Consider the following 22,834-nt stretch of genomic DNA (forward strand, 5'->3'; position numbering starts at 1 on the left):
CCAACAATGAAAAGCTACATCGGAACAAAACAGATTAACGCAACACCCATGACGCGTGAGCAATACAACAACATTCGAGGCTGGGCAGTACCCAGTGATGAAAACCCTGAAGACACAGGATATCTCGTTGAATACCCTGATTCAGCATCAAACTGTGAGGGGTATGCTGGATATATTTCATGGTCACCGCAGGCTGTATTTGAGAAGTCGTACATGCCGACGGATGGACTAACCTTTGGTCTTGCGCTAGATGCGGTAAATCTGGGTAAGCGTATCAGCCGCAAGGGATGGAATGGGAAGGGGCTTTACGTGTCTATTTGGCACTGCGATGAAATCAGTCACTCAATGTTACTGATATGCAACAATAATATTATGTCTACGTGGGTACCATCCAGTACTGACCTCATGGCTTTAGATTGGATGATTGTCGAGTAATGCAGCAATAAACACCCAATAGAGCCTCACTTCGGTGGGGCTTTTTTGTACCTGCAATATCTCCGCGCATTCACCGCGCATTTCAAACGAGAGTCTTTCAGAAAGCTGAGCCTGAGAATTGCCGCTATAAGGTGGCGACCTTCTCTCGGGCGGCATTCTGGTGAACAGGCTCATCTTTCTAAAAGGTAATCGCTATGAAGCATGCAATTAGCACGACAATAGATTTCGATTTTAAAAAATTCCTGGCAGTAGATGCCGGAGAGGTAATGACTGACACCATGCAAGTTGCTAAGGCTTTCAATAAGCGGCATGCAGACGTGTTACGAGCCGTGGACAGGATGCATTGCTCTGCTGAATTTCGCCAAACGCACTTTTGCGTTTCCGAGAAAATCAATGAGTTAGGGGTTTTTGATAAGAAGCAACGCTACTTCAGAATGGATTTTAGTGGGTTTGTGATGCTGGTAATGGGTTTCAATGGGCCAGCTGCTGCCACAGTGAAAGAGGCTTACATCAACGCATTTAATTGGATGACTGGTGAGCTTAAAAAATATCGAGAAGGTTATGAGGCTGAGCGCAATGCGGTGATGCTGGAATACATGAAAGAAAAAGATGTCGCTAGCATGTCAGGGCGGTTGCTAAATCGGTGGGGTAAAAAGACGAAGCCGAGATTAACCGCCCGTATTGAGCAGTTGGACAAAAACGGACAAGTTACCATTCCTGGGCTTACCGATAAGGCTGCGTGAAAACAAGCCCCCAAGATTGAGAGCCACTTTCACAACGGCTCTCAATCATTACAGGCATCCACTTTCAATGCCCTTATCTCACATAACAATAGAAACCCCTTGAGTAATAAAGCTTGCGCTTAATAGAGCTATGCCTATTTTTTGCATGATTTTTATTCTTTTATTTGCTCGAATGATTTTATTATTTTCATTTATTTCCTCTGTGCTTACAAAGTCAGACCCTTCCAGTGGAATAACAGAGTGACTGTAATAAAACATTATGGATGTGCCTAAAAAACCGAGGAAAACGGAAAAAAGCTGGAGGCATTTCGAAGTCATGAAACTTAGTTCCAGTTAGGGAAAAAATTAGCTTACGTTGTGAATGTTTAAAACCATAGGAATTTATTATGACCAAACCAGATTGGGAGGCCATCGAATCGGCATACCGAGCTGGCTTGATGTCTCTGCGTGAAATAGCCTCACAACACAGCATTAGTGAGGGGGCTATACGGAAGCGGGCAAAGCGTGATGACTGGTCGCGTGACCTATCTGCAAAGATAAAAGAACGTGCTGAAGATTTGGTACGCAAAGAAGAGGTACGCAAGCAGGTACGCACCGAAACGACACTTACCGAACGCGTACTCATTGAAGCTAGTGCCGAGGTTATTGCTAATGTTCGCATGGAACATCGCGGTGACATTCGCCGCGCCAGAGACATTACTAACACTTTATTCGATGAACTAGGTGCTGAGTGCGCCGATGTACCTTCCTTGGAAAAGCTTGGCGAGTTGATGTTTGATCCTGACGATAAAGGACAGGATAGATTGAATGAAATCTACCAGAAAATAATCAGCATGCCGGAGCGCGTAAAGTCGGTTAAAGCGCTTAGTGATGCCCTGAAAAACTTAATCAGTCTTGAGCGGCAAGCTTACAATCTTGACGAAGTAGCGAAAGACCCTGATGACCCACTCAAGAAAGACCTCAATACGACGGACATTGCGCGCCGTCTTGCATTTATCTTAACGCAATCAACGCGGGAGCAACAAAATGCCTGATATTTTAGTTTCATTGCACGGTAAGCGATTGGGCATTACAGCGCCTGATTCAAACGGTAAGTGCTCGCTTGTTCTGGACGGTGAGATTGTTGCTGGTGTTGGCGTCACGCTAACCATTCCCGCACCAACTTCATTAGTTCGCGGCGGCGTATTGCAACAAGCAACCATTACAGCACTAACTGATTCATCTGGTGGTACATCAGGCGGGAATACTGTTCCTGTGATTCCGGCGGCTACCGCCGCTACCACCGATGCAACAGCCGCATCATTAACATCTACCAATACCGCGTTAACTGCTGTCCGAAATGATGTGGCAACACTCGCCGCCCGCGTTAACGCTCTTCTTGCGTCAGATAAGGCTGCTGGAGTCATTGCTTAATCCCATTAGAGGTATCCATGTCTACAATCTCATTCGACGATGTACTCAATCGTCTTGTTGGGCTATCGCCTGAATCTTTAAGTCAGGTAGCCAAAGAGGTAATGAGCGCGACGGGAGATCAGATATGGATACCCAATCCTGGACCACAGACTGACGCCTATTACTGTGAGGCTGACGAGTTGTTTTACGGCGGGCAGGCTGGCGGTGGAAAGTCAGCACTGGTTAATGGATTAGCTGTAACTCAACACGAACGCACGTTAATACTTCGGCGCATTCGTGAAGACGCTAAGAAGTTGGCTGAAGCTGAGTTAATAGGCAAACTATTTGACGGTAGTCGTGATGGCTGGAATGGTTCAGACCTTATCTGGCGTAAAGATAAACAACTGGTTCAATTTGGTGGCTGCGAACTGGAGACAGACAAGCAGCGCTACAAAGGTGACCCACACGACCTGATTTGCTTTGATGAAATCACGGATTTTCTCGAATCTCAATATGAATTCATCACCATCTGGAACCGGTCAACAACAAAAGGACAGCGATGCAGAGTAGTTTGCACTGGCAACCCGCCAACCTCTGCCTCTGGACTATGGGTGATAAAACGCTGGGGTGCATGGCTTGACCCATCTCACCCTAATCCAGCAAAGCCAGGAGAGTTGCGCTGGTATATACGCAATGAAGCTGACGAAGAAGTGGGAGTTGATGGGCGAGGCCCTCATGGTAATGCGCCAGATGGTTCCCCGGTATTTGCAAAATCACGAACATTCATCCCTGCGAAACTTAGCGATAACCCAGACTTAGCGGCAGATGGTGAGTACTCCCGAATTCTTAACTCACTACCAAAAGAATTGCGTGACGCATACCGTGATGGACATTTCGCTGCTTCACTTCAAGATGAAGCATTTCAATGTATCCCTACGGCATGGGTTAAGGCCGCTATGTCACGCTGGAAGCCTCAGCCACCAGTAGGCGTAAATATGAGTGCTATCGGCGTCGACGTCGCTCAAGGCGGGAGTGATAACACGGTATTGGCTTCCCGATATGGTTCGTGGTTCGATAAAACTCAATCAGTGCCGGGAAAGGAAACTCCGTGCGGTTCTGATGTAGCTGGGCTGGTAATTTCAAAGCGCCGCAACAATGCAAAGGTCATCATTGATATTGGTGGCGGCTGGGGTGGTGATGCATATGCCCATCTGCGAGAAAATGGAGTTGATGCAGCCTCTTACATGGGCATTAAGTCGTCGCACAAGCGAACATCTGACAAGCTTCTCTCGTTCGCAAATATTCGCACTCAGGCTTACTGGCAATTTAGGGAAGTATTAAACCCTGACCAACCGGGAGGTTCTGATATTGCTCTACCTGATGATCCCAAGCTTCTCTCCGATCTAACAGCTCCAACTTATGAAGTTAAACGCGGTGCTAGCGGTGGTGTTATCCATCTCGAAGCAAAAGACAAGCTAGTTAAGCGGTTAGGTCGCTCACCTGATGATGGTGATGCCGTTGTGATGGCTTGGTCTGACGGAGAGAAGCAAGAAAACATCAGGGGTGGCTACAAGGTAAGGATTGGCACAGCGCCAAAGGTAAATTTAGGTCACTCATCCACGAAGAGGAAACGGTAATGGGCGGGATTGGAAAGTTTTTCTCCAGCGCACTTAGTTCAATTTTAAAGCCTGTTGGCGACATCCTCGGCGGTGGCACAGCAGATACAACAATCATTCAGCCAGCGGCAGAGGAAACAATGCCCATCGAAGATACAGAAGCGGTTACCCGCGCCAGACGACGCAAGACTGCGGAGCAACAACAGAGAAGTGGGCGAACCAGCACAATTTTAAGCGGCGGCAGTGACAAATTAGGTGGATAAATGGAAGCTCGCGCTCAACAATTAATTAAACAGGGTGATCACCTGTTCGGCAAAAAGTCACCAATTCTAAATTTGTGGCAAGAAATAGCAGAACAGTTCTACCCAGAGCGCGCCGACTTCACTGTTTGCCGTTCGCTCGGTACTGAGTTTGCAGATCACCTGATGACATCCTACCCAGTAATGGCTCGCCGTGACTTGGGTAACTCATTCGCCTCAATGCTTCGCCGTGATAAGTGGTTCAACTTAAACACTGGTGATGATGATTCAAATGACCACTCGGCCAAGGTATGGCTTGAGTGGGCCAGAGATGTACAGTTTAAAGCAATGTATGACCGCCGCACTCAGTTTGTGCGAGCCACTAAGGAAGCCGACCACGATTATGCAGCATTCGGCCAGTGCGCTATTAGCGTTGAGTTAAACAAGAATGCTGACGGGTTACTTTACCGCTGCTGGCATCTGCGCGATCTGGCTTGGGCTGAAAACTCAGAAGGCATTATTGATACCATTCATCGAAAGTGGAAGCCCACAGCAAGAGATTTAAAGGCTACGTTCGGGGATAAGGTTCATGCGAAAGTAAATGCCTCACTTGAAAGAGAGCCTTATCGGGAATTCGAGTGCCGCCACATTGTCGTGCCATCTGAAGAGTACGGCGACAAAAATGCAGCCCCTTATGTATCTGTCTACATTGACGTAGAGAATCAACACGTAATTGAAGAAATCCCAATATTTCACCGGATGTATGTTATCCCTCGCTGGCAAACTGTTGCTGGATCTCAATATGCTTACTCCCCAGCAACCATAGTTGCTTTGCCTGATGCTAGGTTAATTCAGTCAATCAGCAGGGTATTACTTGAGGCTGGAGAGAAAGCCGTTGATCCACCAATGGTGGCAAGTAGAGAAGTATTCCGTGATGATTTCAACTTAATGGCTGGCGGAATCACTTGGGCTGACATTGAAATGGATACTGACATTCGCAATGTGATTGCTGAATTTGGTAAGAACACATCATTGCCAGCAGGCATAAATATCCGCGATGACGTGCGTGAGATGATTTCTCAGGCGTTCTATCTGGATAAGTTAACGCTTCCATCAGTTCGCGAGATGACAGCGTATGAAGTCAGTCAGCGAGTTCAAGAGTACATCCGCCAAGCTCTTCCCATCTTTGCGCCAATCGAATACGAATACAGCGGCGACCTGTGCGAAATGTCATTCGATATTCTCATGCGTGGCGGCGCGTTTGGTTCTCCGATGGATATACCGGAATCACTACGTGGACAAGAGGTTAGGTTCACTTTCCAAAGTCCATTACAGGATGCCATCGGCAAAGAGAAGCAAGGGTTACTCCAGAATGCAGCTCAGATGCTTGGCGTTGCTGCGCAGATTGACCCAACAGTTGTGGCAGATGTGGACATTCGAGTTGCGTTCCGTGATGCAATGGATGGGTTCGGGGTGCCAGCCAAGTGGATGCGCAGCGAAGATGATGCTAACCAGCTAATTAATCAACAAGCACAACAACAGCAGGCGCAGGCAGCCGTTGAGGATGTTCAACAAGGCGCTAGTGTTATGCAGAACGTCGCAGCAGCAGCGCAAGCAGCGGAGGCAATTGGATGACGATACCACCTCCATATGAGCCTTATCCGTGGGCTGACAATCTACCATTCGTTTATGCGCTTAAAGCACTTCACGAAGGGGCCGCAACGGATACCCAGCAGAAACTAATCACTAAGGAATTGATGGCGCTAACCGGTTATTACGACCTGAGTTATCGACCTAACAGTGATAGAGATACGGCATTCGCGGAGGGTAAGCGGCATATTGGCGCCTCTATCGTGAAGATAATCAACTTACCCGCTGCTGTGATTGAACAATCAAAGCAGAGAAAAAATAAAAAATGACCCGCTTCGGCGGGTTTTTTATTGAGGCTTATACATGAATCTCTTTATGAATCTATCCCAATTTCGTGGCTACTGTAATGAATTAAGCACCGAGGGTGGTGACGGTGGTGGTGGCAACGCCACTGAAGTCACTACTGATACCACTGCGTCAGCTACCACTACTGAAACTACACCGCAACCAAGCACGTTAAACACTCCAGATAAAATGGCTCCGGCAGTAGTTGCGGAATTCCCTGAAGACTGGCGCGACAAATTAGCCGGTGATGATCAGAAGTACCGCAAACAGTTAGAACGCTACGCGTCACCTCAGGCTTTAGCAAAGGCCCACAAAGAGCTACAGAGCAAAGTTAGCTCAGGTGAATTGCTGAAGGCAGCGAAGTTACCAGAAAACCCAACAGCTGAAGAGCTATCAGCTTGGCGTAAGGATAACGACGTTCCTGAAAAGGCGACCGATTACCTAAGTGGCATGCCGTCAGGAGTAATCATTGGCGATGAAGATAAAGAGCGAGTTAGCTCTTTCATCGAAACCATGCATGGGAAGAATGTTCCCAAGGATGTTGTTCAGGCGGCCATCGAGTGGAATCAGAACAAGATTGAAACAGAGCGGCAAGAGATTTACGACCGAAACGCTGATCTGCAAGAGCAAACAGAAGAAGTCCTGCGTGCAGAGTGGGGGCCAGAGTTTAAGAGAAATATCAATCTGGTGAATGGCGTCATTGCTACGTTGCCAGAGGCAGCTCGTGATGTATTTGCTGGAGCTAAAGCACTCGATGGCACCGCGCTATTCAACAACCCAGACATTATGCGTTGGATGGTTGATATGGCTCGCAAGGTTAATCCAGTTGGAACCGTTGTTGCCGGCGCAACAAACATCAGTGCAGTAGATTCTGAACTTGAGCAAATTGAAAAGGTTATGAAAGACAACAGATCTGCTTACAACAAAGACACAAAAATGCAGGAACGCTATATGCAACTCCTGGAAGCAAAAGAGCGCTTCAATTCCTAACACCCAATCTTTTACACCAACGCGTAAAACGGCCCCATTCACCAGACAATCGGCCCCCATTCACTTGGGACACCCCTCTATTGTCTGAAGAAAGGACACCCCGTCGGAGCGACATATAACCCGATGAGGAAATTAAAATGGCGAATACCGCTTTCCAAACTATGTACAGCAATGAATTTATTGCTGGGTTTGAGCAGAATCAATCACTGGTTCGTCAAACTGTAACAACCGAAGGTGTTGTCAAGGGCAATCAGTTCGTATTTTTAGTAGCTGATTCTGGCGGCGCTACCGCTGTAACTCGTGGCGTTAATGGGCTGATCCCTGCTCGAGCAGATAACTTAAATCAACCGATTGCAACTATGGTTGAGTGGCATGACTTAGTTCGCAAAACTGGATTCAATATTTTTGCAAGTCAGGGTGATCAGCGTGCAATTATGCAGAGCACTACCATGGCTGTGCTTAACCGTAAAACCGACCAAGACATTATTGGTGAACTTACGGCAGCGACACAAACAACAGGTGCGGCAGCAACCATGTCGCTCGCGTTGGCAATGAAAGGAAAAGTAATTCTTGGTAATAACGAGGTGCCAGCAGATAACCAACTGTTTGCGTTGATTACTCCAGCAGCAGAAGCCTACTTGATGCAAACCAAAGAGTTTGGTTCTGTTGATTATGTGAACAACAAACCGTTTGCTGTAACTGACAGCTCTCTGAAGTCCTTCTCTTGGGCTGGTATTAACTGGATCGTCCATCCAAATCTGCCAGGCAAAGGCACAAATGCTGAAACCTGCTTCCTGTACCACCGCAATGCAATTGGTCATGGCATGGATATCAAAGGCCTGCAAACCGTCGTCGATTATGACAAAGAGCAGGATTATTCATTTGCTCGTGCAACTGCATACATGGGAGGCAAGCTTTTGCAAAACAAAGGTGTTGTCAAAATCATCCACGATGGTTCCGCTTTCGCTTAATAGGAGAAAAAAATGGCTTACTCAACAACTAACCCTCCAGCTCTGCTGCAAGACCGGGTTATGGGTGGCGGCGCAGAATGGTCATACATCTCCGCAGATGCGCGAGCAACAGTGGTAGGAACTGGTTATTTCAGCAATGGAAAGACGCTGGGCATGAAGCTAGGTGATGTCGTTAATGCCGTTGTCGATACTACTGGTGTGCTCACCGTGGCATCTGTTACAGCAGTTAACGCATCTACTGGAGCAGTAACAGTTACAGCTCTGGCTTAATTATCACACCCATTACAAGGGGCAGTAATGCCCCTATAAAAGGCTAATATGCACATTCTACCAACTCTCATAAAACCCGCTGAATACACGCGAACTGTATTTAGTGTGACAGCCACTCATGGTCAAACGATTGAAGATTTTAAAGATCCGGAATCGTGGGTTCATGTAACAAATATCCTATCCAAGCATGATCGCATTGAGGTTATTGCAGAGGATGGTTCTTTCTTTGCCGAAGGCATTGTGATTAAAGTCACTAAAATATCTGCATACATCCAATTCTTTACACATGTTGAACTAAACAGTGCGTCTGAATCTTCTGTTAAAAAAGAACTAGCATACAGCTGCGAATTCGCAGGCCCTCACAAATGGCGGGTCATTCGCACTTCTGATAAAGAGGTTGTTGAAAAAGGCATTGAAACTAAAGAAGACGCTCAGACTAAAGTCGATAAATTGAACGAATTAGGAGAATGAAATGCCAAGCCAGCTCAATGTTTATAACGATGCGTTGCGGCTGGTAGGAGAGCGGCAACTTACATCTCTGACCGAGAATAGAGAGCCACGAAGATTACTTGATGCTGTGTGGAACGGATCCCTGAAATATTGCCTTGAGCAAGGACAATGGAACTTCGCTATACGTTCCGTACGCGTCAATTACTCACCTTCAGTTGAGCCGCCATTTGGTTATCGAAGAGCCTTTAATAAGCCTGATGACTACGTTAGGACCGTGGCTTTTGCATCAGACCCATTCTTCAACAGCCCAATAATCCAGTATACCGACGAGGCTGGATTTTGGTTTTGCGATCTTGATGAGATATACATTCGTTATGTATCAAACGATGAAGCATTTGGTCTTGATACCTCTCTCTGGCCAGAGACATATAACAATTTTGTCGCTGCCTATTTAGCTCTGCAAATATCTCCACGATTAAAGAATGGGTCAGATCAAGATGCTTTGGCGCGTGAATACAAATCAGCAAAAACAGATGCTCTCACGAAAGATGCGCTGCAAGAACCCACTAAGATTTTCCCGTCAGGGCGGTGGGTTATGTCGAGGCAGGGCGGGTCAACAAGAGATTACCGTCGATAAGGAAGGAATAAATGCCAAGTAATAACATTCCGTTGCAGGCTTTTAACCGAGGCATTGTTTCAAAGCTTGCCCTTGCGAGAACTGACATTGACCGCATTGCTTTATCTGCTGAAGTGCAAACAAACTGGATGCCAAGAGTTCTTGGCTCAATGATGTTGCGCCCAGGGTTGCAGTATCTTGGACAAACTAGAAGCAATCTCAAGGCTAAGTTTTTAAAGTTTATATTTGCTACTGATGATACTGCGCTTATTGAGTTAACTAATGGGGCCATGCGTGTATGGGATGATGACTCGCTGGTTACGCGGACAGCGGTAACAACAACAATAACAAATGGCGGATTCAATTCAGACCTATCAGGCTGGACGGTAGCAGACGAATCAGGTGCGTCGACCGTGTGGTCTGAGTTTGGGGCTAGATTAAAGGGAACCGGATTTAACTCTGCAATTCTTAGGCAGCAAGTGACCGTGTCTGGCAGTAATGTTAATAAGCAACACTCTGTTCGTATTGTGGTGCCTAGAGAAGCTGTAACAATAAGGATTGGGTCAAGTGTCGGGGCTGATGATTATGTTTCTGAATCAACTTTAAGTGAAGGGACGCACTCCCTGGCATTTGTACCATCAGGTAATTTTCACATTCAATTCTCTAGTCGTGCCATTTATTCTCTATATGTTCGCTCTGTTGCTATAGAAGCAGCTGGGGTTATGTCCATCCCAACTCCCTGGACAGAAAGCGACCTTATTAATGTCCGTTACGACCAGAGTGGAGATGTTATTTTTGTTGCCTGTAAAGGAGTGCAGCAGCGAAAAATAGAGAGACGAAGCAATAACTCATGGTCGGTGGTTGTATATGCACCTGCTGATGGGCCATTCAAGATTGAGAATGTGACAAGCGTCAGGCTTTCAGCTAGTGCAATTTCAGGTGATATAACCGTAACATCATCATCTCCAATATTTAGGCCCTCTCACTCCGGTGCATTATTTAGGCTTGAGTCAACAGGGCAGGCAGCAGCTTCACTATTAAGTGGTGAAGGACAATTCACAGACCCAATAAGGGTTACTGGTATTGATGCCTCACGAAATCTCATTATCGTAAAAACAAGGTCAGGTGATGGCCCTTGGTCTGGGACGTTGACACTTCAGCGATCAGTAAGTGAGCCAGGTGCGTGGGTGGACGTAACAACTTATGATACTACTGATGGAACAATTACATATAACGACTCGCTGACTAATCAAATCATTTATTACCGGGTGGGATTTAAGGCGGGTAACTGGACTAGTGGGAGTATTAATGTTGCTTTACAGTTTTCTGGTGGTAGTCGGTCAGGTGTAGTTCGCATTACTAACGTGATGTCTGAAACATTGGTAGCGGCTAGCGTTCTATCTCAACTTGGTAGTACAAGCTCAACAGATCTATGGTCTGAAGGGGCGTGGTCTGGTAGAAGCGGATGGCCTACATCTGTTGCCCTTTATGAGGGGCGGCTGTGGTGGGCGGGGGGGAATGGTTTTTGGGGTAGTGTATCTGATGCATTTTCTTCATTTGATGGAGATACAGAGGGTGATTCAGGGCCAATCGCAGGGACGATAGGGTCAGGTCCGGTAGACACCGTTAACTGGTTGATGCCGTTGCTTCGGCTTATTCTTGGCACCCAAGGCGCTGAAGCTTCATTACGGTCATCATCGTTCGATGAGCCATTAACACCAACTAACTTCGGCATTAAATATCCATCCACTCAAGGTAGCTCTTCGGTTGCCGCACTTAAAGTTGATAGTAGTGCCATATTTGTACAACGCGGCGGTGCAAGGGTATTTGAACTGAACTATGACCCTGGTATTTACGACTACGCAAGTTCCGACATGATGAGCTTATGTCCGGAAGTTGGGCTTCCATCAATCATTGCTATCGGATCTCAGCGCCAGCCTGATACACGCATTCACTGCGTAAGGTCAGATGGAGTTGTTGCCGTGCAGGTGTTTGATAAGAATGAAGATGTTAAGTGTTGGGTGCTAGTTGAAACCGATGGGAGAGTAGAGGAAGTTATCTCTCTTCCTGGTGAAGTGGAAGATCAAGTTTATTACGTTGTAAACCGAAATGGCAATCGCTGCTTGGAGAAGTGGGCTCGCGAATCTGAATGCCGAGGTGGTCAGCTATGCAAGCTTGCTGATTCCTTCATTTCTTATAGTGGCCTCCCTGTCAATGAGTTATCGGGGTTAAATCATCTCGAAGGTCGAAGCGTTGTTGTCTGGGCTGATGGTTTTGATATTGGCGAACACATTGTCTCGTCTGGAAAAATAACCCTCCCTTCGGCCAGGAGCAATATCGTTGCTGGTCTTGGGTACAAGGCCAAATTCAAAAGTACAAAGCTTGCATACTCGGCAGGGATGGGTACCGCCCTTACTCAGCGAAAAAGGGTTACGCGAGTTGGACTTATTCTTGCCGATACTCACGCACAAGGCCTTCAGTTTGGCCCATCATTTGACTACTTAGACGATATGCCTCGCGATGAACGTGGTGCATATGTTCCTGATGGGAAAATATGGGATGAATATGATAATGACGCAATAGAGTTCCCTGGTGAATGGGATACGGATTCCCGCATTTGCATGCAAGCCTCTGCGCCACGGCCAGCAACAATATTAGCTGCGATTATAGGGCTAACCACCCATGACAAATAACATTAGACACGCCAATGAGAACGACATACGCAATTGGTATGGGCGAATTCCTGCAACTATGCGCGCAATCGTGATGGAAGTTGATGATGAGCCGAAAATGATATGTGGGGTGATGCATCAACCTGATCACTACATGGCATTCATGGACATGAAAGATGATGCCCAGCAATACCCAGTAGCAATTATGAAAGCATCCCGCCTGGCTGTGAAAGAGATATTCTCAAAATATCATCAGCCCATACTCGCGATTGAAAGTGATAAGCACGAGTCAGCAAATAGATTCCTCAAGCGGATGGGGTTTAAGCCCATAAATAAAAAGGTAATGGTATGGGAAGCTTATTCGGCGTCATAACTCAGGGTCTTGGATCTGTGCTTGGCGGATTTGGAGCAATTAACCAAGGTCGTCAGCAACAGAAGCAAGCTTATTCTGAAGCATCACAGCTAGACAGACAAGCCAGTAACACCCGCGCTCAATCTCAAGTACAGGCAATGGAAGATAGGCGTCAAGCTAGGTTAGCTGAGTCTCGCGCTTTAGCTGTTGGTGCTGCCTCCGGAGCTGCTGCTGATTCAACGTCATTCGTTAACAATATCTCTGACATGGAATCACAAGGCGAACTTAATGCCCTAACCTCCCTGTGGGGAGGTAATCAGCAAGGCAGTCAATTAAACAATCAGGCTGCCGTTAGGCGAGCTGAGGGTGACGCCGCGAAGAAAGCAGGAACGATTAACGCCATATCATCACTACTTCAGGCTGGCGGTTCTCTCTATGACCGATACGGTGGAGGTTCGTCGTCACCAAAGGCAGCAAAAATAAGCGCCGCTAAAGGCACTAAAAGTGTTTTCTAAGGATAAATAAATGGCTCGTATTCCTGATGCAAATGATATTGGCCGTCGCATCCCGGATGTGGCGCACGGAGTTGTTAGCGCAGACATAACTGCCCCATCAAGAGCGCTGCAAGGATTGGGGCAGTCACTTGAGCGTGTTGGCGGACAGATTCAGCAAAAGGAAGATCAGTTTAACTATGCTGAAGCGCAATCTAATTTCCTAAAAAAGAAGCTTGATATTATGGCATCTTTTGATGGTGACAATGATTATTCTACTTTTGGCGACCGATACAACGAGCAAATCAGCAAGGCCAGAGAAGAGTCTGCTGGCTTATTGCTGAGTAATTCAGATAAGCGTCTATTTGAGATTGAGTCAAACAATGACATTGCGCGCGGGTATGACCAAGTCCGTGGGCTGGCAAGAAATAAAGAGGTTGATTTTGGTCGGGCATCGCTTGACCAGACAATTACATCAAATCGTGAAGCAGCAATTAGCGCTAAAGATGAATCAACTCGGATGGGACTTATCAACGCCACTAACGATGCGATTATCGGTGCTCATAGTCGCGGCTACATCTCAGCAGAGCAGGCCCAGCAAATAAAGCAACGGTCAGCGGTAGACTATGCAACAGCATCAGTTTCATCGTTAACCCCACAAGAACAAGTCAGCGCGCTTAAATCTGGTGCTGGCATTGCAGCTTTAATCCCATTAGACACCAGAAAGAAGATGTTGGATCAGGCCGCATGGGATTCAGTAAACGAGCGCATTGGTAATGTGAAAATTTCGCTCATGAATCCAGAGGCGCTATCTGGCTTTAAAGTTGGTGATGCCATTAATTCGGATGATTTATTCTCTGCTGTTATTGGGCAAGAAAGTGGTGGGCGTCAATTTGGGCCTGATGGTCAACCACTTATATCAGAGAAAGGTGCTACCGGCATTGCTCAAGTGATGCCAGCTACAGGGCCGGAAGCCGCCGCGCTAGCAGGTTTGCCATGGGATCCCACTCGTCACCAGAACGATGCTAATTATAACGCTGCTCTTGGTAAGGCGTATCTCAACCAGCAGCTTAAAAAGTATGGCGGAAATCCTGTCTTAGCATTGGCAGCTTACAATGCCGGGCCTGGTAAAGTTGATGAGTGGATTGGCCGGTTTGGTGACCCCCGAAAAGGACAGATTACCGATGAGTCATTCGCAAATTCCATTCCGTATGCAGAAACGCAGAATTATGTTTCATCGGTACTGAGTAATGCCTCAAAACTAAGCGCTGCAAAATCTATCATCGATTCACCTGAGTTTTCTGATCTTGATGGGGCGCAGAAAACCAGAGCCATTGAACAGACTTATAACGTCATTGATACAGCCACTTCAGCGCAACGATTTAATATTCAGCAACGAATGCAGAACGATGTTGCCAGAGTGAATGCTGGACAATCAGTAGAAACACCAGTAACGATTTCTGACTTCACCTCCGCGCAACAACTTAATTCAACCCCTGCTGATCGCGCGCAAGCCTATCAACAGTTTAACCAATACCAGCAGACGCTAGCCCTGCAACCTGCATATCAGGCTGTTATTTCAAGTCCGGCTAATGTCGGCATGGAAACAGTTAATGGACTGATGCCTGCTACTGGCGAAGCTGACTTTGCTTTCAAACAGAAGCGTTATGCCGCAGTTGCACAGAAGTATCAGCAAGTTATAGCGGCAAGGGAGAAAGATCCCGGCGGATGGATGGTGCAAAATATTCCAACGGTAAGTGAGGCATATCAGAATTACCAAAGCGATCCGTCAACCGGTGCTCAGTTGGCTCATCAAGTCCTAATGGAGAAGCAGCGCCTAGGCATTAAAAACAAAGATGTGCTCCCTGACTCGTTGGTGAATGGAATTCTTCAGCAGATTGACAACAACAAAGAGCAGGATGTTGCTGTAATCCAGTCTCTTGGGCAGCAGTTCGGGCCATATTCACAGCAAGTTATGCAACAAGTTCAGAAGAAATCTGGACCAGTGCTTCAGGTCGTAATGGCGACTAATAACCCTCGTGCCGCCAATGCTCTTTGGCAAAATCGGGATGTGAAGACATCTGATTTACGTGGGTCTATCAATTCAGCGTCCAGTGGAGCTGCAGAAAGTGCTGATACTGAATGGGCGTCACAATCCAAAGACTTTTCAGCAACGATGGTTGGACAGCCTGGCGGCGTTCCTGTTTGGAATAACTTTAATGACCAGGGGCGCAGGCTTACCTATCTCAATATGCAGAAAGGCATGAGCGCTTCGGATGCGGCTTCACAGGCCTATCAGGATATTTTAGGCAGTCAGTACCAGACCAAGGGAACTTGGCGACTACCGGTTGCCGCTAATGCTGATATGAGTGATGTATCGGACGGTGTAGACACATTCATGAGCAAACTTAAACCAGCAGACATCACACCTTTACTTGGCGATCCGCGCCTAAGCAAAGAGGTTAACCAGCAGCAGAGTTTGAACCGCATCAAAGATAGCGCGGAATGGGTAACCAATGCAGATGAAACCGGTTTAATGCTCACTTTAAATGGGTTGATTGTTAGTGGTGCCGACGGAAACCCGGTTACAGCTAGCTTTGCTGATTTGGCTCAACTGGGTTCAACCAATCGTGGCTACTTCAATCAGCTATCAAAAGAAGTGAATAAACCGAGAACTTATACGCCGGGGCAGGAAGCAAAGGAATCTCAGGCTCGTAATGAGGAAACTGCGCGGCAACTTGGGCGACAAGGCACATCAGAAGCGCCATCTATGGCTGAGGGTATGAGGAATACAAATGCCAATCTATACCAGCGATCCGGGGCAGGGGATCAACCAGCCAATCAGTAATACCCCATCAAGCCTTGGTGATGCACTGGAGGCCTCGTTTGATTCAGGGCTCAGGGAGGGGCCTTTAGTTTCAGCAATTCGCTATGCTGAAGCTGACAATCTGGCTAACGACCCAAACTCAGAGATTGTAAGCAAGGCCGAAGCTGATGCGAAACTACGAGAATTGGGCGTTAAAAGCATTAATATTCCTGACTCTGGCGTAACAAAATCCTATCTTGACCATGTTAGCGAATCACGAAAAGAGTCATTAGCGAAGCAACAAATAGCTCAATCAGCCCCCTCTGGTTTTATTAATACCCCTCTTAACTTTATGGCAGGGCTTGCTGGCTCAATGGCTGACCCGGCAAACCTTGCTATTGGTTTGGTTCCGTTTGCTGGGCAGGCAAAGGCCGCGACAATGCTTGGACGAGTGGGAGAGCGATTCGTCCAGGGTGCCGCTATGGGCGCCGCTCAAACAGCAGTAACAATCCCATTCACAGCTCAAGCTGCGGCGGCAGAAGGTGAAGATTACTCTATGGCAAATGCGATGGAGAATATCTTCATGGGCACAGTTGGCGGCGGGATTATGCACGCTGGCGGCGGCGTTATTGCTGATATGGTTCGGGGGCGCAGGACTCAAGCGGCGACCACTCCCATTGATGCCGTAGAACGTCCAGCAATGAATGCTGAGTCATTTTTGACCCCTGAGTCACCAAGTCCAGTAGCGCGCCAATTCAATGAAAATGGAACGACGCCAATCCTGAGCGAAACCATCGCCAGAGATATGGATAGTTACGCACACAGTAAGGCATACGATGATGTCGTTCCTGACTACTTAGCCCAACAAGAGGCCACGGCTGCATTCCGTGTCGATAACATTGCTGACTTGAAAAATGAAATTGTCGATACGAATCGGGCTATAGATGTTATTGACCAGTCATTGCCTGAACGCACCTCCGCATACCAACAGCAGAGGATGAAGTTTAAAGATGCTCGCAATCAGGCTCTAAATGATATTGCCACTGAAAAAGAGGCTCTGCTATCAAGGCGTGGTGAGATTGAACAATCATTAGCATCTAACTCGAAATCAGAGGTGGCGCGAGGCGAAATAGCGTCAGTTAGGCGCGGTAAAATCCCCGACAATTTGAGAACTGCAATAAGTAATCGTGCTGATGAAATTCGGCAGTCTTTGCAATTAAACAACATCACTCAGGGAATTAAAAATGCCTCGCAGCGCATTGATGAGTCCCATTGGACGGTAAGGGAAAATGCTTTCCGTGCTGGGCTATCTCATATGATGCAAGGGAAAACGCCAGATTTAGAGCCGGTATTTAACCTGAGTGATCCTCAATTGAGGGATGCATCAATCGCTCAGATTCAACAGGGGCCAAGAGCTGATGCTGATATTTCGACAGTTAACGCTAGTCGTGATGCCGACGCGCACCTTGCTAGAGCCAATAGAGACAACGCTGACCTGGTTAATGCTCAAGAAGATCTCAATGCTGAAATGGAATTGGCAACCAACATGGTTAACGATATTGACTCGCCGGAGTTAAGAGGGGCCATTGAAGCGGCAGCCCGCGAAGCAAATGACGAAAGTATATTCAAAGGCCTTCAGGCCTATGCTACTTGCATGCTCAGGAGAATGTAATGGCTAACCAGTTTCTAACCGCGTGTGAGCAGGTAGTGAATAAGGCAGCCGGGCGAGAGCTTTCGGAAGGTGAAATGGAATCGCTGATTAACAACATGGAAACGACTGTTAAGCGTATCCGTGCTGAGAATGAAGGCATCTCACTTGAAGAGGCAGCACTACGGGCAGCCAATGAATTAGGCAACGAAGAAAAATTGGCTCGCGTCATTGAAGCCAGAAATAAGGCTATCAATACTCGCATTGCCGCCCAGCGATTAACCTTTATCCGTGATAGCTTCCCTGATCGGCCTGACATTGGACTATCAGCAATATTGGTAGGGCGAAATGAAGCCCGAACCGGCAGTCGTTCATCTGCCTCCAGTGAACAATTTCAGCTCCGTTCTAAGTATCTATCAGGGTTGAATCATGATTTGGATAAAGAAGGATTAATTAAATTTCTGGTCAGCGGCAGCAATGATACTGAAATCGCTGATGCTATGTGGCGTATTGGAAAGAATGAATCCACTGTCGGGATGACTAATGAGTCAGTGAAAATTGCTCAAATAATCACAAAGTGGCAGGAGTCAGCGCGCATTGATGCCAACCGTGCTGGCGCATGGGTTCGTAAAATGCCTGGGTATATCGCTCGGCAAGGCCACGACATGATGAAGATCCGCGCTGCTGGTTTTGATGTGTGGAGAAATGCGATTTTACCGAGGCTAGATAAAGCCACTTTTGATGGCGTTACCGATCAGAATGCTTTCCTGCAAAACGTTTATGACGGATTAGCCTCTGGTGTTCATCTCTCATCTGAAAAGCCAGATTGGATGAAGGGATTTAAGGGGAGTCAGAACGTTGCTAAAAAAGCCAGCCAAGAGCGGGTGCTTCATTTCACTGATGGCGTGGCATGGTCTGATTACAACAAGCAATTCGGCGTAGGTAGTTTGCGAGAAGCTATCTATGGTGGACTTGAAAGTTCTGCACGCAACACAGGCCTCATGAGAGTGCTTGGAACAAACCCAGAGAACATGCTTAATTATCTTGCAGACACTATCTCGGCAGATTTAAAAGGCAATGAGAAAGCGCTGAGGGCGTTCACTGATAGGCGTCGCAGCAACATTAAGAACGAAATGAAAGAGGTGACCGGTCAGACAAACATTCCTGGTTCAACCACTTTAGCAAGGTTCGGCTCGACTACCCGCGCCATCGACTCTACGATAAAGCTCGGCGGGGCTATGATCTCGTCATTCAATGACCTTGCAAGTAATGCCCTGGAGCTTAGGTATCAGGGTAAAAACTTCATGTCAGCGCTGAGTGAATCGCTCGCCGGCCGATTAAAGCGCTTTAAAACTGACGAACAGAAGCAGATTTTAAGCTCTCTTGGCGTCTATGCCGATAGTATGCGTGATGAAATACTTCAGCGATTCTCAGGTGACGTTACGCTCCCCGGTAAGGTTGCTAACTTACAGCGCCAGTTCTTTAAAGTGAACGGACTGAGTTGGTGGACTGACGCATCACGGAACACGACTGCAACGATGATATCCCACTGGCTTGCAGATAACTCTGCTACGCCACACGGAGCGCTAAACAGTAATCTTAAGCGCGCCTTAGATCTGCATGGTATCGGTGACGCTGAATGGTCAGTGTATCGGTCAATGGATTTGAAGGGCTCCGAAGGGCGCAAGTTCATGACGCCAGATGGGATTGATTCAATACCTGACGATATGATCGCCAAGTATGTTTCTGACAAAAACATCAAGGTTAATGAGCGAAGCATTGAGGCGGGGCGGGAAGAGTTAGCAGGTAAGCTACGTGGCTATATCCTTGACCGCGTAATGGTTGCAATGACTGAGCCGGGCGCGCGAACACGAGCCATGATGAAGCAAGGGACACAACCTGGTACAGTGGAAGGTGAGTTGCTCCGGTTTATTGGGCAGTATAAATCTTTTACCGCTTCATTCATGCAGCAGGCATTGGGGCGAGAAGTGTTCGGGCGTGGCTATACGCCAGTTCCGTTAGGGGAAAGCCGATGGGGTAATCTGCAAAGCGCTCTATTCAAAAGCGGAAAGGGTGAAATGCTTGGGCTGGCGCAGATGTTTTTATGGATGACCACATTCGGCTACCTGTCTATGCAAACCAAGCTGATGATTAAAGGTCAAACTCCACGGCCAGCAGACAGTAAAACATTCCTGGCGGCAGCGGCGCAAGGTGGAGGGTTGGGGTTGTTCGGTGACTTCTTATTTGGAGAGGTTAACCGGTTTGGGAGTGGGCCAATCACATCAATGGCGGGTCCGGTTGCGGGAAACCTAGATGACATAATTACTCTATTCCAAAAAACACGGTCTGGCGATGCTAAGGCTGGAGACGCTTTCCGCTTTGTAGTTGACCATACCCCATTCATTAACGTGTTCTGGGCCAGACCTATTATGAATTATCTGATCTTAAACCAGATACAGGAGTCATTATCTCCGGGGTCGCTGCATAGATTTGAGCAAAATGTTAGGAAGAATCAAGGAAACGATTTCTTAATTCCCCCGTCTCAGTTTATGCTTGGGAAGTGATAAGGAGTTAATAAATGAAAGGTATTATTGCCCATGTATTTCTTTCCATATGCCTTCTTTACCCATCGACTAAGGTTTTATTTTTCGATAAAAGCTATTTGTCTGGGGGGGATATTCTTTTCGTATCAATAGTATTCATTGCGGGGTTAATTTTAACAACGATGCTGCCCGCACATATAAAAGAATTACTTAAGCGCCCCCCTCTTAATTAACATCTAACCCGCTTCGGCGGGTTTTTTATTGCTCAAAAAAACTACCGCAGATTTGCTCTGTGGGGATTACGCACGCCAGGAGAAAATAAATGCCAGCAACACAAGAAGACCGTCTATATGGTTTGACAACCAGTGTCGCAGTGAAACCACCTGTATTAATTTCCGTTGCATATAACATTCCTACATATGGGGAGCAAACAATAAATTCGTCAACTATTAATGGCGATATAACAACAGTAACGACTCCAGGAATGCGAATATTATTAATGGGGCAAACCAACCCAATTGATAATGGTATCTGGGTGTCAGGTCCAGCGGCTTGGGCAAGGGCTCCAGACTTTGATGGCGCCCGTGATGCAGTTAATGGCACATTAGTATTTTCGACTATCGGAGAATGGTGGCAACTTGAGGCCACTGATCCTGTGCGAATTGGGTATTCACCTTTACGATTTAATCCATTTCCTCACGTTGGCTGTGCAAGGTTTGATACCGTCATGGCGGTAGCACTGTCCAATATTCCACCGGCAACTAATTTCTTAAATGTTATCGGATATTATACTGCTGGAGACGGTGGGGCAGCCAATTACAAGAAGGTAGATTCTGAGCCTGCTCACCCAGGGAAGATTCAGTCTGCTGACGGAGCTTGGTGGGAGTTTGTTGGTATTGAGATAAATCTTTACCAGACTGGATGCAAAGGTGACTCAACATCAGGTGTTACGGGATCAGGAACAGACGATACATTAAGTTTTATGAAAGCACGTGATGTAGCGTTAGCCCTCGATATTCCTGTAATTATCCCGGCATTACTCTCAACCAAAGCATTCCGATTAACTTCTATTATAACCCATTCAGGTGCAATTACTTACCTCGGAGTTGGTGCGAGTGTTACTTCGAGTTTAGTGCAAAGCTACCCAGATGGCGGGTCATGGTTATACCTTGATCATCTAGATAACGGTCTGCGTTTTAGAGACGAAGTTACACCCTCTAATAACGCTAGATTTGTTCGTATGTGTGGGTTAGGTATTGACCGTAATCAGGCAGCACCTGCCGTAGGTTGGGAACCCACTGCCGCGCAACACGACTTGCGTTTTGAGTATACAGCAGAGATAGAGGATATAACCTTCTTAAAATCAAGTAGAATGATTTTAATTAGGGGCTCTGGTAACTTACAATCCAAAGATGTTAAAGGGCAACCTTTATTAGTGGGGTATGAATGTGAACGTTCAGCGGATGTTCAGCGATGGGTTGGGAGCCACTTCTGGCCATATTGGTCACAAGATCTAAATGTTATTAATTACACGAAATTAAATACCTTATGTCACAAGATTCAGAGGGCTGATGGTCTGTTCATTGATAATGCGTTTGGTATTTTCTATAAGCGTGTGTTTTATGCAGCAGATGCGGTAGGTGCGGGTTCTGGTTTGGCAAACTTTCATCTACGCAATATGTATGCAGATGGCGGTGGCGGTGGCATTGAGATTAGTAGTAATAGTTATGCGGCTTATGGAACAATCGAGGGCTATCTGTGTAATTCTGATGTTGGAGGGAACTCGACAGAGGGGGCTGCATTCCGACTTAGTGGCACGGTCCCTTCTAATATCCAGCTTGGAATGCGGTCTAATCGATCTCCTGCCGAGGCTGTTTATGTTAGCGGCTCCGCACATCGAGTCTCACTGAGGGCCACTCTTTTAGCAGGATGGTCTTACGTTGCTACGAATCGTCATGCTATACACGTTACTGATGGTGCTAGAATCTTATTAGAAACCGCGCCAGAGCTGACTACAGGTAACGGCTTGTATTATAATATTGACGCAACTAGTTCTGTAACAATCCCGATGTCTTATTCGATAAGTAACAGCGCCAGATCCCCTCAAGGGTTTTATAGTACTCGCGTTACTATTGCCGATAACAGCGTAGCTGTTATACCTGCGCCCACTGGTGATTTCACCGCTAACATGCATATAACCCCTGTTTCAGCAGCTGGCGCGGGGAGCCCGGCAGGAAGTCTATGGTTACGTGCTACATCATCACCATCAGCGGTAATAATCAGTCTTAATACAACGACTAACGTAAGTGTAGTAACAGGAGTGCTAACTGGTAGTACCGGTACAGCTGGTAACCTCACAATCTCTGCAGCGAATACAAATAATTTCTATATCGAAAACAGAACAGGGTCACCTAAGACGTTTATTATAACGCTTCTTGGTAATTAGTTAGATGCTTTCCCTTTCAGCAATTACCTTAAACTCTTCTTCATATTCAAACTGACATGAAACAATTGGGCCATGGATTGGCTCAAACTTTGACACGCCATCCCACCACATCAAATCGCCGTCAATTATTACTTTCTTTGAGGCCCACTCAGGTGCGCCAGTAAAGCTCTCTTTATTTCCAGAGATAATGTTCCATTTCATGAGTATGTGTCCTTTGAT

Annotated in this window: 23 protein-coding genes; 21 read left to right on the forward strand and 2 right to left on the reverse strand. The window is 46.8% G+C overall.

What is annotated here, in order from left to right; genetic code table 11:
* Positions 1-6: 6 nt before the first annotated feature.
* A complete protein-coding gene (locus ACIOG0_RS10235) occupies positions 7-435 on the forward strand; it encodes a DUF2829 domain-containing protein (protein WP_050134056.1) in 429 nt (142 codons plus the stop codon).
* Between the two features lie 194 nt (positions 436-629).
* On the forward strand, positions 630-1,178 hold the full coding sequence (locus tag ACIOG0_RS10240) for a Rha family transcriptional regulator (protein ID WP_087770218.1): 549 nt from the start codon (positions 630-632) through the stop codon (positions 1,176-1,178).
* A gap of 78 nt (positions 1,179-1,256) precedes the next feature.
* Here the strand turns inward: ACIOG0_RS10240 and ACIOG0_RS10245 are convergent, their stop codons facing one another.
* Positions 1,257-1,436 carry a hypothetical protein gene (locus tag ACIOG0_RS10245; protein WP_404705020.1) on the reverse strand — a complete coding sequence of 60 codons (180 nt, stop codon included), beginning with the start codon at positions 1,434-1,436 and terminating at the stop codon, positions 1,257-1,259.
* 128 nt (positions 1,437-1,564) lie between these two features.
* Here ACIOG0_RS10245 and ACIOG0_RS10250 point away from each other — a divergent pair, with 128 nt between their 5' ends.
* The 19 genes from ACIOG0_RS10250 to ACIOG0_RS10340 all read left to right on the forward strand — a co-directional run bounded on the left by ACIOG0_RS10250 (position 1,565) and on the right by ACIOG0_RS10340 (position 22,615).
* Entirely contained in the window at positions 1,565-2,212 is a 648-nt protein-coding gene (locus ACIOG0_RS10250) for a hypothetical protein (RefSeq protein WP_404705021.1), read from the forward strand.
* Entirely contained in the window at positions 2,205-2,591 is a 387-nt protein-coding gene (locus ACIOG0_RS10255) for a hypothetical protein (protein WP_404705022.1), read from the forward strand. The genes ACIOG0_RS10250 and ACIOG0_RS10255 overlap by 8 nt, the downstream gene beginning before the upstream one ends.
* A 17-nt stretch (positions 2,592-2,608) precedes the next feature.
* Positions 2,609-4,207, forward strand: coding sequence for a terminase (locus tag ACIOG0_RS10260; RefSeq protein ID WP_404705023.1), 1,599 nt, complete (start codon positions 2,609-2,611; stop codon positions 4,205-4,207).
* Positions 4,207-4,449, forward strand: coding sequence for a hypothetical protein (locus tag ACIOG0_RS10265; protein ID WP_404705024.1), 243 nt, complete (start codon positions 4,207-4,209; stop codon positions 4,447-4,449). The genes ACIOG0_RS10260 and ACIOG0_RS10265 overlap by 1 nt, the downstream gene beginning before the upstream one ends.
* A complete protein-coding gene (locus tag ACIOG0_RS10270; protein ID WP_404705025.1) occupies positions 4,450-6,060 on the forward strand; it encodes a portal protein in 1,611 nt (536 codons plus the stop codon).
* Positions 6,057-6,344, forward strand: coding sequence for a hypothetical protein (locus tag ACIOG0_RS10275; RefSeq protein ID WP_404705026.1), 288 nt, complete (start codon positions 6,057-6,059; stop codon positions 6,342-6,344). Before ACIOG0_RS10270 ends, ACIOG0_RS10275 begins: the two co-directional genes overlap by 4 nt.
* A gap of 46 nt (positions 6,345-6,390) precedes the next feature.
* Positions 6,391-7,350, forward strand: coding sequence for a hypothetical protein (locus tag ACIOG0_RS10280; RefSeq protein WP_404705027.1), 960 nt, complete (start codon positions 6,391-6,393; stop codon positions 7,348-7,350).
* Between the two features lie 137 nt (positions 7,351-7,487).
* The gene (locus ACIOG0_RS10285; RefSeq protein ID WP_404705028.1) at positions 7,488-8,321 is read left to right on the forward strand and encodes a phage capsid protein; all 834 of its coding nucleotides are present in this window, start codon (positions 7,488-7,490) and stop codon (positions 8,319-8,321) included.
* 12 nt (positions 8,322-8,333) lie between these two features.
* Positions 8,334-8,591, forward strand: coding sequence for a hypothetical protein (locus ACIOG0_RS10290; RefSeq protein ID WP_404705029.1), 258 nt, complete (start codon positions 8,334-8,336; stop codon positions 8,589-8,591).
* 48 nt (positions 8,592-8,639) lie between these two features.
* Positions 8,640-9,062: a hypothetical protein gene (locus ACIOG0_RS10295; protein WP_404705030.1), complete on the forward strand. Its 423-nt coding sequence runs from the start codon at positions 8,640-8,642 to the stop codon at positions 9,060-9,062.
* Position 9,063: 1 nt separating this feature from the next.
* Entirely contained in the window at positions 9,064-9,678 is a 615-nt protein-coding gene (locus tag ACIOG0_RS10300) for a hypothetical protein (RefSeq protein ID WP_404705031.1), read from the forward strand.
* An 11-nt stretch (positions 9,679-9,689) separates the two neighbouring features.
* On the forward strand, positions 9,690-12,350 hold the full coding sequence (locus tag ACIOG0_RS10305; RefSeq protein WP_404705032.1) for a hypothetical protein: 2,661 nt from the start codon (positions 9,690-9,692) through the stop codon (positions 12,348-12,350).
* Positions 12,340-12,702 (forward strand): hypothetical protein, encoded by a 363-nt coding sequence (locus tag ACIOG0_RS10310; protein WP_404705033.1) that lies wholly within the window; start codon positions 12,340-12,342, stop codon positions 12,700-12,702. Before ACIOG0_RS10305 ends, ACIOG0_RS10310 begins: the two co-directional genes overlap by 11 nt.
* Positions 12,678-13,196, forward strand: coding sequence for a hypothetical protein (locus ACIOG0_RS10315; protein ID WP_404705034.1), 519 nt, complete (start codon positions 12,678-12,680; stop codon positions 13,194-13,196). The genes ACIOG0_RS10310 and ACIOG0_RS10315 overlap by 25 nt, the downstream gene beginning before the upstream one ends.
* 10 nt (positions 13,197-13,206) lie before the next feature.
* A complete protein-coding gene (locus tag ACIOG0_RS10320; RefSeq protein WP_404705035.1) occupies positions 13,207-16,020 on the forward strand; it encodes a transglycosylase SLT domain-containing protein in 2,814 nt (937 codons plus the stop codon).
* Entirely contained in the window at positions 15,968-17,650 is a 1,683-nt protein-coding gene (locus tag ACIOG0_RS10325) for a hypothetical protein (protein ID WP_404705036.1), read from the forward strand. The genes ACIOG0_RS10320 and ACIOG0_RS10325 overlap by 53 nt, the downstream gene beginning before the upstream one ends.
* The gene (locus ACIOG0_RS10330) at positions 17,650-20,190 is read left to right on the forward strand and encodes a hypothetical protein (protein ID WP_227732328.1); all 2,541 of its coding nucleotides are present in this window, start codon (positions 17,650-17,652) and stop codon (positions 20,188-20,190) included. Before ACIOG0_RS10325 ends, ACIOG0_RS10330 begins: the two co-directional genes overlap by 1 nt.
* Before the next feature lie 14 nt (positions 20,191-20,204).
* Positions 20,205-20,402 (forward strand): hypothetical protein, encoded by a 198-nt coding sequence (locus tag ACIOG0_RS10335; RefSeq protein ID WP_227732329.1) that lies wholly within the window; start codon positions 20,205-20,207, stop codon positions 20,400-20,402.
* Positions 20,403-20,491: 89 nt separating this feature from the next.
* Entirely contained in the window at positions 20,492-22,615 is a 2,124-nt protein-coding gene (locus ACIOG0_RS10340) for a hypothetical protein (protein WP_404705037.1), read from the forward strand.
* On the opposite strand, the gene ACIOG0_RS10345 is transcribed toward ACIOG0_RS10340, so the two are convergent.
* Positions 22,616-22,816 (reverse strand): hypothetical protein, encoded by a 201-nt coding sequence (locus tag ACIOG0_RS10345; RefSeq protein ID WP_404705038.1) that lies wholly within the window; start codon positions 22,814-22,816, stop codon positions 22,616-22,618.
* Positions 22,817-22,834: the final 18 nt, after the last annotated feature.

The organism is Yersinia vastinensis (assembly GCF_044905075.1).
Lineage (GTDB): Bacteria > Pseudomonadota > Gammaproteobacteria > Enterobacterales > Enterobacteriaceae > Yersinia > Yersinia vastinensis.

Bases quoted from the DNA above. Each gene is read 5' to 3' on its own strand.
- ACIOG0_RS10310 (WP_404705033.1), top strand. From the start codon at position 12,340: ATGACAAATAACATTAGACACGCCAATGAGAACGACATACGCAATTGG.
- ACIOG0_RS10265 (WP_404705024.1), top strand. From the start codon at position 4,207: ATGGGCGGGATTGGAAAGTTTTTCTCCAGCGCACTTAGTTCAATTTTA.
- ACIOG0_RS10345 (WP_404705038.1), bottom strand. From the start codon at position 22,816: ATGAAATGGAACATTATCTCTGGAAATAAAGAGAGCTTTACTGGCGCA.
- ACIOG0_RS10290 (WP_404705029.1), top strand. From the start codon at position 8,334: ATGGCTTACTCAACAACTAACCCTCCAGCTCTGCTGCAAGACCGGGTT.
- ACIOG0_RS10280 (WP_404705027.1), top strand. From the start codon at position 6,391: ATGAATCTATCCCAATTTCGTGGCTACTGTAATGAATTAAGCACCGAG.
- ACIOG0_RS10285 (WP_404705028.1), top strand. From the start codon at position 7,488: ATGGCGAATACCGCTTTCCAAACTATGTACAGCAATGAATTTATTGCT.
- ACIOG0_RS10255 (WP_404705022.1), top strand. From the start codon at position 2,205: ATGCCTGATATTTTAGTTTCATTGCACGGTAAGCGATTGGGCATTACA.
- ACIOG0_RS10235 (WP_050134056.1), top strand. From the start codon at position 7: ATGAAAAGCTACATCGGAACAAAACAGATTAACGCAACACCCATGACG.
- ACIOG0_RS10315 (WP_404705034.1), top strand. From the start codon at position 12,678: ATGGGAAGCTTATTCGGCGTCATAACTCAGGGTCTTGGATCTGTGCTT.
- ACIOG0_RS10330 (WP_227732328.1), top strand. From the start codon at position 17,650: ATGGCTAACCAGTTTCTAACCGCGTGTGAGCAGGTAGTGAATAAGGCA.
- ACIOG0_RS10325 (WP_404705036.1), top strand. From the start codon at position 15,968: ATGCCAATCTATACCAGCGATCCGGGGCAGGGGATCAACCAGCCAATC.
- ACIOG0_RS10245 (WP_404705020.1), bottom strand. From the start codon at position 1,436: ATGTTTTATTACAGTCACTCTGTTATTCCACTGGAAGGGTCTGACTTT.
- ACIOG0_RS10270 (WP_404705025.1), top strand. From the start codon at position 4,450: ATGGAAGCTCGCGCTCAACAATTAATTAAACAGGGTGATCACCTGTTC.
- ACIOG0_RS10320 (WP_404705035.1), top strand. From the start codon at position 13,207: ATGGCTCGTATTCCTGATGCAAATGATATTGGCCGTCGCATCCCGGAT.
- ACIOG0_RS10335 (WP_227732329.1), top strand. From the start codon at position 20,205: ATGAAAGGTATTATTGCCCATGTATTTCTTTCCATATGCCTTCTTTAC.
- ACIOG0_RS10250 (WP_404705021.1), top strand. From the start codon at position 1,565: ATGACCAAACCAGATTGGGAGGCCATCGAATCGGCATACCGAGCTGGC.
- ACIOG0_RS10295 (WP_404705030.1), top strand. From the start codon at position 8,640: ATGCACATTCTACCAACTCTCATAAAACCCGCTGAATACACGCGAACT.
- ACIOG0_RS10305 (WP_404705032.1), top strand. From the start codon at position 9,690: ATGCCAAGTAATAACATTCCGTTGCAGGCTTTTAACCGAGGCATTGTT.
- ACIOG0_RS10300 (WP_404705031.1), top strand. From the start codon at position 9,064: ATGCCAAGCCAGCTCAATGTTTATAACGATGCGTTGCGGCTGGTAGGA.
- ACIOG0_RS10275 (WP_404705026.1), top strand. From the start codon at position 6,057: ATGACGATACCACCTCCATATGAGCCTTATCCGTGGGCTGACAATCTA.
- ACIOG0_RS10240 (WP_087770218.1), top strand. From the start codon at position 630: ATGAAGCATGCAATTAGCACGACAATAGATTTCGATTTTAAAAAATTC.
- ACIOG0_RS10260 (WP_404705023.1), top strand. From the start codon at position 2,609: ATGTCTACAATCTCATTCGACGATGTACTCAATCGTCTTGTTGGGCTA.
- ACIOG0_RS10340 (WP_404705037.1), top strand. From the start codon at position 20,492: ATGCCAGCAACACAAGAAGACCGTCTATATGGTTTGACAACCAGTGTC.